The sequence below is a fragment of the Caulobacter sp. GW821-FHT09B08 genome, assembly GCF_059418225.1.
This window is the reverse complement of record NZ_JBWKPL010000008.1, coordinates 124325-135599: the sequence shown is the minus strand read 5'-3', so window position 1 is coordinate 135599 and position 11275 is coordinate 124325. Positions and strand designations below refer to the sequence as shown.

Here is an 11275-nt window from a genome sequence, read left to right as displayed (position 1 = left end):
CCAGTGTCCTTTGGGGCTCCCCCAAGGACGAAGCGCGCCGCTTTAGCTCAGCTGGTAGAGCACCTCATTCGTAATGAGGGGGTCACAGGTTCGAGTCCTGTAAGCGGCACCACCTTCCTTCGAAAATCGAAATCCCCGCCCTGTCGCCGGCATGGCTCGGCTCGAACAGGGTCGCGCGGCCGCGTGCGTTTCTCGCGAGTTCCGAGTTTTACTCGCGGCTCGGTGTTGCGGCCGAACGTCGCGACGGGGGTTTTCCGCCGCATTGCGACAAAATGTCCGTTCTCGGATCTTTGACCGGCCAAAACTGGTCGATCTTCAGATGTGCGGTCAAATAATTCTGTTTCTTAAGAAGCAAATCCAGTTCAATAGATGTCGATGTCGGTTAATATTCGTTAATTGACGGATTTTGCAGCGCAAAAGTTGTGAGTAGAATTGAAATATACAGGACAAGACAAGTTTACTTGTGGCCCTAGGTTGCAAATTATGCAGTTGGAATACGCAATGTCGGCTGATCAACACAGGAATTATACCGGCGTTATGTGATTGTCGTTACAGTCTTGTTTACCTGCAACGCGACATCAGGCCCCTCGTGAAGCCCGGAAGAAAACTCGGGCAGGGGATGCAAGAATGTCGAAAAACAACACCCGGGGCGTCGTGGCGCTCTGCGCACTGACCCTGGCTCTGGCGCCACTGAGCGCCGCCCATGCCGACGCGGCCAAGGACATCCAGGTCGCCGGCCGCGCCCTGACCTTCCTGGAAGACGGCCCCACCGGCAAGGCCGTGCTGGGCGTGGTCTTCGATCCGTCCAAGCCCGCCTCGGTCGCCGAGAAGAACGCCGTGATGGCCGCCATCGGCGGCGGCATGAGCGCCGGCGCCGTGACCCTGACCGCCAAGCCGGTCGAAGCCTCGGCCGTCTCGGGCGTCTCGGGCGTGGCCGCCCTCTACGTGACCACCGGCGTGAACGTCGGCGCGGCCGCCAAGGCCAAGAAGATCATCACCATCGGCTCGGACACTTCCTGCGCCACCAGCGGCCAATGCGTGATGAGCGTTTCGGCCGACCCCAAGGTCGAGATCGTCGTCAACCGCGCGGCCGCCGCCGCCGTGGGCGCGGTCTTCAAGGCCGCCTTCCGCATGATGATCCGCGAAGTCTGATCCCAACCGAGCCCAGAGACAAAATCATGAAAAAGACTCTTCTGGCCGGCGTTTCGGCCACTCTCGCCACCATCCTGGCCGCTTCGGCCGCCCATGCCCAGTCGATCGACTACGGGTCGATGGAGCAGCTGTTCAACGAGCCGGTCACCACCAGCGCCACCGGTTCGCCCCAGCGCTCGACCGAAGTTCCGGTCGCCATGGACATCATCTCGGCCGACGACATCAAGCGCTCGGGCGCCGTCGACCTGCCGACCATCCTCAGCCGCGTTGCCGGCCTGGACGTGCTGAACTGGGGCGCCGGCGCCTCGGACGTCAGCGTCCGCGGCTATGCCCAGGCGATGTCGCCGCGCCTGCTGGTGCTGATCAACGGCCGCCAGGTGTATCTGGACCACTACGGCTACACCGCCTGGGCCGCCCTGCCGGTGCAGCTGTCGGAAATCCGCCAGATCGAAGTCGTGAAGGGCCCCAACAGCGCCCTGTTCGGCTTCAACGCCGTGGGCGGCGTGGTCAACATCATCACCCAGAACCCCAAGTTCGACTCGACCGGCTTCGTCAACGTCACCGGCGGCGCCAACGGCTACGGCGAAGTGTCGATCGGCAAGTCGGTGAAGCTGGGCGACCGCGTCTTCGCCCGCCTGACGGCCGGCGCGGCCCAGATGGACGAATACGGCAACCGCCCCGGTTCGGGCGTCCTGGCCAGCCAGCTGACCGACCCGGCCCGCGTCTCGGCCAACCTCGACACCATCGCCCAGCTGACCGACAAGACCGAGCTGCGCATCGAAGGTTCGTGGTCGAACGTCCAGATCAGCGAGGCGGTCTCCAACTACGCCTACTCGCCCAGCAAGTACGTCACCACCTCGGTCAAGGGCACCCTGTCGTCCGACACCAAGCTGGGCCTGCTGCAACTGTCGGCCTATGAGACCAACCTGACGGCCAAGCAGACCGTCGTCGGTCAGAAGGCCCGCTTCGAGAACAAGCTGGACGTCGTCAGCGTCCAGGACCTGTTCAAGATCGGCGCGAAGCACACCTTCCGCGTCGGCGGCGAGTACCGCAAGAACGAGGTCAACACGGCCCCGCTGGCCGGCGGCAAGCTGAGCTACGAGGTCGTCTCGGTCTCGGGCATGTGGAACTGGGCGATCAGCGACAAGCTGGCCGTGACCGCCGCGGGCCGCTACGACGACCTGTCGCTGTCGCGCGAAGGCACGTTCCCGACCGGCTATCCGCCGGTGACCAACGCCTACTGGGATCGCTCGATCAAGGAAGCCAGCTACAACCTCGGCGCCGTCTATCGCCCGACCGCCAACGACACCTTCAAGCTGACCGCCGCGCGCGGCGTGCAGGTGCCGACCCTGGTCGATCTGGGCGCGGTGCAGCTGAAGGTCCAGGCCGGTCCCTACACGGTCGGCGTCATCGGCAATCCGACCCTGGATCCGGCGATCGTCACCAACTACGAGATCGGTTACGAGCGCAACGTCACGAGCCTGAACGCCAAGGCCGGCGTCAGCGTCTTCAGCCAGAAGACCGAGGACGTGAAGGGTTCGCCCACCTCGGCCCAGATCGACGTGGCCCCGACCCTGGTCAGCCTGCCGCTGATCTCCTACCGCAACGTCGGCGACAGCAAGATGTGGGGCGTGGAGCTGACGGCCTCGGGCAAGATCCAGGGCGGCTATCACTGGAACGCCGACTGGACCTTCACCGACGTCGACGACCAGCCGGCCACGGGCTTCTCGCCCACGCTGCGCTACGTGGCCTATTCGGCGACCACGCCGGAAGTCCGCGCCAATGTCGGGTTCGGCTGGAGCAACGCCCAATGGTCGGCCGACGCCTTCGCCCACTATACGGGTGACCACAAGGCCTACCTGTTCACGGGCGGCGCGCCGACCCTGGCCAAGGTCGACAGCTACATCGCCCTGGGCGGTCGCGTGGCCTACGGCTTCGACCACGGCATCACCCTGGCCGTCAGCGGCCAAGGCCTGTCGGAAGACCACCAGCGCCAGACGGCCGGCCTGGAAGTCGAGCGTCGCGCCTTCGTGACCCTCAGCAAGGCCTGGTAAGACCCAGGACTTGATCCAAGACGAGAAAGGCCCCGCCGGAAGGCGGGGCCTTTTTTCGTTCAGCGCGCCAGTTTCATGGAAAAGCGGGTGGCGATGTCCAGCGCGCCGTCCTTGCCCCCGGCCGGGCCGGAGAACGACTCCGAGGCCACGAACTGCAGGCCCGCCTCGCGGTCCGAGCGCCAGACCACGCGGCTCAGATGCACGCGCGACACCCCGCCGTCGACCATGATCATCTCTTCGGTGAGGTCGGTCAGGCCGGCGACGGAAATGCGGGCCCCGCCCTCGGCGATGTCGATCAGCGAGCACTTGGAGGCCTTGCGGCCGCTGACGAGATAGACCTTGCGCGTGGCGGGGAAACGCGGACTGGCGCGCTTGTCGATCCCTTCGGATCCAGTGTGGGCGGAACTCATGCGTGCAGCCTAACCCCAGTTGGCGGCGCGTGTCGCGCCCTAGACCTCGTTCTCGGGCCTGGTGATCGAAAACCGTGCTCTCGGTCAAGGATCGGGGCAGGGCCGCTCAGTCCCATCCCTTGATCTTCCGCTTCTTGCCGATGGCGAACAGGCCCGGATATGGCCCCTTGCCCGCGCGGTAGAGGCACCAGTCGTCGTCCTTCTTGCAGTCGCCGTCGAAGGCGTCCTTCTTGTCCGGATCGATGGCGGCGTAGAGGGCCGGGCCGTTCTTGTTCCTGGCGCCCAGCCGCTCGGCGCAGGCCTCGCGCTCGGCCTTGGTCAGCTTGACGACGTCGGCCTCGGTGCAGGCGCTCTGGCGGGCGGCCTGGCGCAGGGGCTCGCCGCCGCCGGTCGGGGTTCCGCGCGCGGTGAAGCCTGGCGGGGCGACCACGCCGGGCGGCGCAACGGGCGAAACGGGCAAGACGGAGGGGGCCTTGGGGGCGTCCGGAGGCGCCGCGCGCGGCGTGGCATGCGGCGAGGGCGCGGCGGCGGGGCGAGGGGCGGCCTCGGCCGGGGCGGCGCGGGGCGCGGGCGGCGGGGCATCGTTCACCAGCTGGACGATCAGGCTCTGGGGATCGACCTGGGTCGGAATCGGACGCACGCCGGCCAGCAGGATCCAGCCCAGTCCCGCGTGCAGGGCCAGCGAGCCCGCGCCGATCAGCATCAGCCGGCGTCGCGCGCGGCGTCTCATGACCTCGAACTCATGATCTGAAACACAGCGGCGGGCGCACGGCTTCTCCTTCGCGGCCCGACGCCGGTGCGGCTCCTGCTAGCGTGGGCTTGCGGCCAGACCATGTCCGCTCTGTAGCGGCGGCGACCCAGTCGGGCGTCAAATCGGGCGGCGGCGACGCAAATCCCGCCCGGGTTGTGGGCGCCCCACGCGGAATCGCGCGTGGCGCGCGGTTTCCGGCGGGACCGGGGAGACGATCGTCACACCGGCGTGTTATCGGCGCGCATTGTCTGGAGCGAACCTGTGTTGTTGGCCGGTCTGATCATTCTGGGTTTCGTGGCGTTGCTGATCTGGCCCAGCGTGGAGCAGGTCGTGCTGCGGATGCTCAGGCGTCGACGTCGCACCCGCCGCTAGACTCGCGGTCATTCGCGGTCATTCGTGGTATGATTAACCTATGTTCAAATCGTCCCGAGGACTTGATCAGTTGTTTTAAATCGCCCGCAAGGCGAATGCGATTTTTGCGCGAGTGGTACAGTTAATCACCGCCCACAGGATGCGGGTTATGCTGCCAACCTGCTACTTTCCCGTCAGTCGGACGGGGAAAATGGCCTGTTCCAGTGCAATTCCTGAGTCACAAGCCATTCATTCCTAACGGTCTATAAATAATGCTGGAGTGTTCGCGCCTGCGGCATTATATCGCTGGGGACATTCAAAGTGAGGAACTCGCCATGTCATCGCGTCATCTGAGTGCTGTCGCCGTCGGCCTGGCCCTGGTCATCGCCCCGGTCGGCCAATCCGTGGTCTGGGCCCGCGCCATCGAGGCCGCGGCCACCGCGTCTTCGCTGCAAAGCGTCATTGGCGGCGCCGCGCGCGACGCCGCTTCGGTGGACGGCTTCCAAGGGCTCACGCCCGACGCCAAGCTGGCCGCCATCGAGGCTTCGGTCAGCCAGGCGCTGTCGACCAGCGGCGCCACGCCGGAAGTGATCGCCAACGCCCTGATCATGGCCGTGAAGAGCGGCGTCATCAGCGCCGGCGTGGCCGTCAAGGTCGCCGCCAAGGTGGCGCCGCAATTCGCCTCCAAGGTCGCCAACGATCCGGCGGTGCTGGCTCAGCTGAAGGCCACCGGCCAAACGGCGACGGTGACCGGCGCGACCAACGGCGATCCGTCGGTCAGCGTGCTGGTGAACCTGCAAGGCGCCGGCGGCGCGACCGGAACCCCGGCCGCCTTCGACCCCTGCGCGGGTGTCGTGGCCACGTACTGCGGCGGCTAGTAGCGCCTGGTCGCCTGAGGTAGGCGGGCGACCGAACTGCTTTTGTGTGTTTGTGGCGAAGTCCTAGCGGAGACGTGCGTTTCCAAAAGGTGGGGATAGGACAATGAAATACATTCTTTCCGCGACGATCGCGGCCACTCTGGCCGTGTCGATTCCGCAGGTCGTCCTGGCTCAGACCCAGGCCGCGTCGCTGGCCCAGAGCCAGGCGACGAACTTCAAGCGCGACAAGAACGTCGGTGTCCGCGAGCGTCCGCGCCCGGACTATGAGGCCGTGGGTGTCAAGACCGGCGGCTTCACGCTGTATCCGCGCGTCACCGTGGCGCTGGAGCACAACGACAACATCTACGCCACCAAGGCGAACGAAGAGAGCGACAACATCTGGCGCGTGAAGCCGGAAGTCGCGGTGCGCTCCAACTGGTCGCGTAACGCCCTGGGCGCCTTCGCCTCGGCCTCGATCAACCGCTACTCGGACTTCGATACGGAGAACACCGAGGAGTACACCCTGGCGGTCAACGGCCGCCTGGACATCGTGCGCGGCTCCAGCGTCTCGGGCTCGGTGCAGTATCAGTCCCTGTCCGAACCGCGCACCTCGCCGCAGTCGCCGGTCGGCGCGGTGAAGCCGATCGAATACAGCCTGGTCACCAGCAAGGTGTCGGGCGTGAAGGAATTCAACCGCCTGCGCCTGTCGGGCCGCTTGAACGACCTGAACTACGACTACGATGACGGCACCAACATCATCGGCGGCGTGGTCGAGCAGGACACCCGCGACCGCAACGAGTTCTACTACGGCGGCAAGGTCGAATACGCCGTCAGCCCGGACACCGCCCTGTACTTCCAGGCGCTGGGCAACAAGAAGGACTACGATCTGGCCATCGCCGGCCGCGACTCGGACGGTTACGTCACCACGGTCGGCGCCAACTTCGAGATCAGCGACCTGGTCCGCGGCGACATCGCCGTCGGCTACATGAAGCAGACCTACGACAACCCGTCGTACGGCAAGATCGACGGCTTCAGCGGCGAGGGTAAGGTGGAGTGGTTCCCCACGCCCCTGACCACCGTGACCGCCACCGGCGGCCGGACGATCGAGGAAGCCGTCGCCAGCGGCGCGCCGGGCTACATCTCGAACGCCGTCGGCGTCAGCGTCGACCACGAACTGCTGCGGAACGTCCTGCTGTCGGCCAACGCCAACTACAGCAAGGACAACTACGAAAAGATCGATCGCACCGACAAGCGTACCGGTGCGAGCGCCGCGGCGGCCTATCTGCTGAACCGTCGCGTCGGTCTTTTCCTTACGTACACCTATTTGAAGCAAGACTCGTCGGGTGTGGCCCACGGAACGTCCTTCACCGACAACAAGCTCGCGGCTTCTGTCGCCCTACAGTTCTAGGACAGCGTTCGGAGGCTCCCCCCTCCGCGCCCATCGAGAGTTTTCATGGACGGCTCAGCTTACGAGACCCAAATCTCTCCGGCGTCAAACGCCGGAGAGATGACGCTTGATCTCAACGTTCTGATCGCCACCTTCCGCCGCCGGCTGCGTCTGTTCGCGGCGGTGGCGCTGGTGGTCTTCGTGGCGGTGCTGCTGTTCACCCTGCAGCAGACCCCCCGCTACACGGCCACCGCCCAGGTCATGCTGGATCCGCGCAAGGAGCAGGTGACCGACATGAGCGCCGTGCTCTCGGGCCTGCCGGCGGACTCCCTGACCATGGACACCCAGGTCGAGGTGCTGCGCTCGCGCTCGCTGGCCAACCGCGTGGTCACCCAGCTGAAGCTGGACCAGGATCCCTATTTCAATCCGTATCTCGAGCAGTCCCAGGGCCTGAAGTCCTGGCTGCCCTGGCTCAAGAAGTCGGTGACCCCGACGTCGGCCCTGCCGCCGGCCGAGATCCAGCGTCGCCGCGAGCGGGTCGTCGACCACGTGCTGGACGGGCTGAAGGTCCGCCGCGCGGGCCTGACCTATCTGATCTCGGTGGAATACACCCACCCCAATCCCGAGCAGGCGTCCAAGCTGGCCAACGCCTTCGCCGACCTCTATCTGACCGAACAGCTGGAAGCCAAGTTCGACGCCACGGCCAAGGCCAACGAGTGGCTGAACTCGCGCGTCGGCGAACTGCGCGACCAGCTGCAGCAGGCCGAGGCCGAGGTCCAGCAGTACAAGATCGCCAACAACCTGCTCAGCGCCGAGGGCGCGACCCTCACCGAGCAGGAGATCTCGGGCCTCAACCAGCAACTGGCCACGGCCCGGGCCTCGCAGGCCGAGACCGACGCCCGCCTGGCCATCGCCAAGAGCCAGCTGGCTCGTGGCAGCAACGGCGAGGACGTGGGCGAGTCGCTGAACTCGCCGGTCGTCCAGCGCCTGCGCACGCAGCGCGCCGAGCAGAGCGCCAAGGTCGCCGACCTGAGCGGCCGCTACGGCGATCGCCACCCCGACCTGCTGAAGGCCAAGCGCGAGCTGGCGGACATCGACGAACAGATCCAGGCCGAAATCCGCCGCATCATCTCCAACCTCGAGGCCCAGGCCCAGGTGGCGCGCCAGCGCACCGGTTCGATGGCGGGCAGCGTCTCGGCCTCGCGCGGCGCCCTGGCCGGCAACAACCGCGCCGGCATCCGTCTGGGCGAGCTGGAGCGCAAGGCCGAGTCGGTCCGTGCGCTGTACGAGTCCCTGCTGGCCCGCTTCAAGCAGACCACCACCAGCGAGGGCATCGAACAGCCCGACGCGCGCGTCGTGTCGCAAGCCAAGATCCCGACCTCGCCCAGCTATCCCAAGCCGTCCGTGAACCTGATGCTGGGCCTGGCCGCGGCGCTGGGCGCGGGCCTGGGCGCGGTGATGCTGGCCGAGATCCTGATGGCCGGCCTGTTCACCGAGGACGAGGTCGAGCGCCGTCTGGGCCTGCCCTATCTGGGCTCGGTGCCGCTGCTCAGCTCGGCGGTCGAGGGCAAGCTGACCCGCAAGGTCAGCCCCGCCGACTACCTGCTGACCAAGCCGCTCTCGGGCTTCGCCGAAAGCTTCCGCAAGCTGCGGGCCGCGATCCTGTTCTCCAAGATCGGCGAGTCGGTGAAGGTGATCGCGATCACCTCGTCCCTGCCCGGCGAAGGCAAGACCACCACCACCTTCTCCCTGGCCCGCACCCTGGCGACCTCGGGCGCGAACGTGGTCGTCGTCGACTGCGACCTGCGCCAGAGTGCCATCAACCGCTTCCTGGCCGAACCGCCGACCGTCGGCCTGATCGAGGTTCTGAACGGCCAGTGCACGCTGGACCAGGCCCTGATCCAGGACGCCAGCGGCGCCAAGGTTCTGCCGCTGACCAAGTCGGCCAACACCCCGCGCGACGTGCTGGGCTCGGCGGCCATGAGCCGTCTGCTGCAGGAACTGCGGGGCCGTTTCGACGCGGTTCTGCTGGACACCGCGCCGCTGCTGGCCATCGCCGACACCCGCATCCTGGCGCCGTCGGCCGACGCCGTCGTCATGCTGGCGCGCTGGAAGAAGACCCCGGTCAAGGCGATCACCTCGGCCCTGTCGCTGCTGCAAGGCCAGGGCGTGTTCGTGGCCGGCGTGGCCCTGACCCAGGTCGATCTGAAGGCCCAGGGCCGTTACGGCTACGGCGACGCCAACTACTATTACAAGAGCTACCGCAAGTATTATGCCGACTGATCCGGTCGCGGAGCGCTCGGTCGCCGCTCAAGGCGACCGGACGCCCCGCCGCCGGGCGCGCAAGCTGGCGCTGTCGGAAAAGCTCGCCGCCCTGGCCCTGGTGGCCGTGGTGTTCTGCGCGGTGGTGGCCTTCGGCGCCAGCGACCTGGCCTCGGCTGCGGTGTTCGCCGGGGTCTATGGCGCCTATCTTCTGATCCTGCTGGCCACCTGCGACTGGGCCCGCCGAGACCTGGGGCGCCTGAAGGGCCTCGGAGTCCAGGCGGCCCTGTTCGCCCTGCTGTTCGCCGCCGTGGTCTGGCCGCTGACGCCCTGGGGGCCGGGGGGCGCGCATCCTGTGTGGAGCTACCTGCCCGGCCAGTCCGGCAGCCTAGCCTTGGACCGTTCGGCCCTGCTGCTGAACCTGCTGCAACTCTTCGGCCTGGCCTGCCTGTTCGTGGCGGCCCGGATCGTCGGCGCCTCCGAGGCGCGGGCGATGTGGTCGCTTCGCGCGGCCGTCGCCACCCTGGGCGCCTATGCGGCGGTGGCCTTCGCCGACCATGTCGGGGTGCGGCGGGCCGAACGCCTGTCGGCCACCCTGCTCAGCCCCAACACCGCCGCCACCACCTTCGGCGCGGGCATGCTGCTGGCGACGGCCGCCGTGGTGAGCCGCTTCCGCCGCCATTCGGGCCTGGCCGTGCTGCGGCGGGGCGACCTGGAGGCCATGACCTGGCTGGGCGTGGTCGGGCTGCTGGCCACGGTGCTGCTGATGACCGCCTCGCGCGCCGGAGTGATCGCCTCGCTGTTCGGCCTGGGCCTGTTCCTGATCTGGACCCTGTTCGCCCAGCGCCAGACCCTGAAGGGCGGGGCGGGCCTGCTGGCCACCGCCGCGGTGCTGCTGGTCGGGGCCGTGGCCCTGCGCAGCGCGGGCCTGCTGAGCAGCCGCTTCAGCCTTACCGGCCGCGACGTCGAGGTCCGCTCGATCATCTTCAACCCGCACTGGGAGGCGTTCCTGTCGTCGCCCTGGAGCGGCTTCGGACTGGGCTCGTTCCCGACCGTCAACCAGCTGGTGGTCAGCGGGCCGGCGCTGTCGATCCTCTACGACGTTCGCGCCGCCCATAACCTGTACCTGCAATGGCTGGAGGAGGGCGGGATCGTCGGCTCGGTCGCCATGCTGGCGCTGTTCGTCAGCCTGATCTGGCCGATCCTGCGCGGCGGGCTGAGCGACAGCACCGCCGGCATGTGGGCGCGGGCGGCGGTCTGCGGCGCCGTGGTGTTCCTGGCCCATGGCGTGACGGACTTCGCGCTGCAGACGCCGGCCGTCCAGGCCCTGTGCGCCATGATCCTGGGCGTGGTCGGCAGCCTCTGCGCGGCTCGGTCGCGCAATCGCGGCGCGATCTTCGCATGGCGGTCCTGGCCGCTGGCCGGGGTGGCGGGCGTGACGATCCTGTGCGCGGTGCTGGCCGGCGCGCCACTGGTCGCGGCCAAGCTGGACGGGGATTTGACCGCCTGGCCGACGGCGCCGGCGGACGCCCTGGCGCGCGCCGTCGAGCTGGGTCTGGCTCGTCCCAACCCCGCTCCGGCGGAGCTGGCGCGCCTGCGGCGGCTCAGCGTGCGCGAACTGGCCCTGCGACCCGCGTCGGGCGCGGCCTGGCTGCGACGGGCGGCGATCGAGTCGGCGGCGGGCGACGACGAGGGCTCCAACCAGGCGCTGGAGCGCTCGTTCGAAGTGGCGCCGCTGCAGTCCAGCCTGTTCGACCAGCGGACCGTCTTCGCCTATGAGCACTGGGGCCGCCTGACCCAGGCGGCGCGCCTGCAGACGGCCTATCACGTCAAGGCCGAATGGCGGCGCACCGGCCAGCCCGCGCGCTTCGTGGCCATGGCCAACGCGCTGCGCGATCCCGCCGGCCGCATCGGCCTGGCCCTGCAGATCGGCGCACTGCAGACGGTCGCGCCCACGCGCTGAGCGCGGTCCCATCGAGGGCTGAGCGCGATCTTACCGATGGATTGGGGAGGGATCGGGCGTCTCCGCTGGAGGGCCCGATCGAAAGGCT

General features: G+C 67.6%; 8 protein-coding genes and 1 tRNA gene. 7 read left to right on the top strand and 2 right to left on the bottom strand.

Annotation, left to right across the window (positions count from 1 at the left end; translation table 11 throughout):
- Window positions 1-36: 36 nt before the first annotated feature.
- From AC07OA_RS20830 to AC07OA_RS20820, 3 genes are all read left to right on the top strand, one after another.
- Window positions 37-112: transfer RNA gene (locus AC07OA_RS20830), tRNA-Thr, on the top strand.
- Window positions 113-627: 515 nt separating this feature from the next.
- On the top strand, window positions 628-1152 hold the full coding sequence (locus AC07OA_RS20825) for a hypothetical protein (RefSeq protein ID WP_494665737.1): 525 nt from the start codon (window positions 628-630) through the stop codon (window positions 1150-1152).
- Window positions 1153-1178: 26 nt separating this feature from the next.
- Window positions 1179-3206 carry a TonB-dependent receptor plug domain-containing protein gene (locus tag AC07OA_RS20820; protein ID WP_494665736.1) on the top strand — a complete coding sequence of 676 codons (2028 nt, stop codon included), beginning with the start codon at window positions 1179-1181 and terminating at the stop codon, window positions 3204-3206.
- A 59-nt stretch (window positions 3207-3265) separates the two neighbouring features.
- Here the strand turns inward: AC07OA_RS20820 and AC07OA_RS20815 are convergent, their stop codons facing one another.
- Window positions 3266-3616: a PilZ domain-containing protein gene (locus tag AC07OA_RS20815; RefSeq protein ID WP_494665735.1), complete on the bottom strand. Its 351-nt coding sequence runs from the start codon at window positions 3614-3616 to the stop codon at window positions 3266-3268.
- Window positions 3617-3722: 106 nt separating this feature from the next.
- Window positions 3723-4346 (bottom strand): hypothetical protein, encoded by a 624-nt coding sequence (locus tag AC07OA_RS20810; RefSeq protein WP_494665734.1) that lies wholly within the window; start codon window positions 4344-4346, stop codon window positions 3723-3725.
- Window positions 4347-5053: 707 nt separating this feature from the next.
- Between AC07OA_RS20810 and AC07OA_RS20805 the strand changes: the two genes are divergently transcribed.
- From AC07OA_RS20805 to AC07OA_RS20790, 4 genes are all read left to right on the top strand, one after another.
- Window positions 5054-5596, top strand: a complete 543-nt coding sequence (locus tag AC07OA_RS20805) for a hypothetical protein (RefSeq protein WP_494665733.1) — start codon at window positions 5054-5056, stop codon at window positions 5594-5596.
- Window positions 5597-5699: 103 nt separating this feature from the next.
- Window positions 5700-6983, top strand: a complete 1284-nt coding sequence (locus AC07OA_RS20800; RefSeq protein WP_494665732.1) for an outer membrane beta-barrel protein — start codon at window positions 5700-5702, stop codon at window positions 6981-6983.
- A gap of 45 nt (window positions 6984-7028) precedes the next feature.
- Window positions 7029-9245: a GumC family protein gene (locus AC07OA_RS20795; RefSeq protein WP_494665731.1), complete on the top strand. Its 2217-nt coding sequence runs from the start codon at window positions 7029-7031 to the stop codon at window positions 9243-9245.
- Window positions 9235-11187, top strand: coding sequence for an O-antigen ligase family protein (locus AC07OA_RS20790; RefSeq protein ID WP_494665730.1), 1953 nt, complete (start codon window positions 9235-9237; stop codon window positions 11185-11187). The genes AC07OA_RS20795 and AC07OA_RS20790 overlap by 11 nt, the downstream gene beginning before the upstream one ends.
- Window positions 11188-11275 lie beyond the last annotated feature (88 nt).

What these genes read in the sequence shown, in the direction of transcription:
- AC07OA_RS20825 (WP_494665737.1), top strand. Translation starts at nt 628, where the DNA reads ATGTCGAAAAACAACACCCGGGGCGTCGTGGCGCTCTGCGCACTGACC.
- AC07OA_RS20800 (WP_494665732.1), top strand. Translation starts at nt 5,700, where the DNA reads ATGAAATACATTCTTTCCGCGACGATCGCGGCCACTCTGGCCGTGTCG.
- AC07OA_RS20820 (WP_494665736.1), top strand. Translation starts at nt 1,179, where the DNA reads ATGAAAAAGACTCTTCTGGCCGGCGTTTCGGCCACTCTCGCCACCATC.
- AC07OA_RS20795 (WP_494665731.1), top strand. Translation starts at nt 7,029, where the DNA reads ATGGACGGCTCAGCTTACGAGACCCAAATCTCTCCGGCGTCAAACGCC.
- AC07OA_RS20815 (WP_494665735.1), bottom strand. Translation starts at nt 3,616, where the DNA reads ATGAGTTCCGCCCACACTGGATCCGAAGGGATCGACAAGCGCGCCAGT.
- AC07OA_RS20790 (WP_494665730.1), top strand. Translation starts at nt 9,235, where the DNA reads ATGCCGACTGATCCGGTCGCGGAGCGCTCGGTCGCCGCTCAAGGCGAC.
- AC07OA_RS20805 (WP_494665733.1), top strand. Translation starts at nt 5,054, where the DNA reads ATGTCATCGCGTCATCTGAGTGCTGTCGCCGTCGGCCTGGCCCTGGTC.
- AC07OA_RS20810 (WP_494665734.1), bottom strand. Translation starts at nt 4,346, where the DNA reads ATGAGACGCCGCGCGCGACGCCGGCTGATGCTGATCGGCGCGGGCTCG.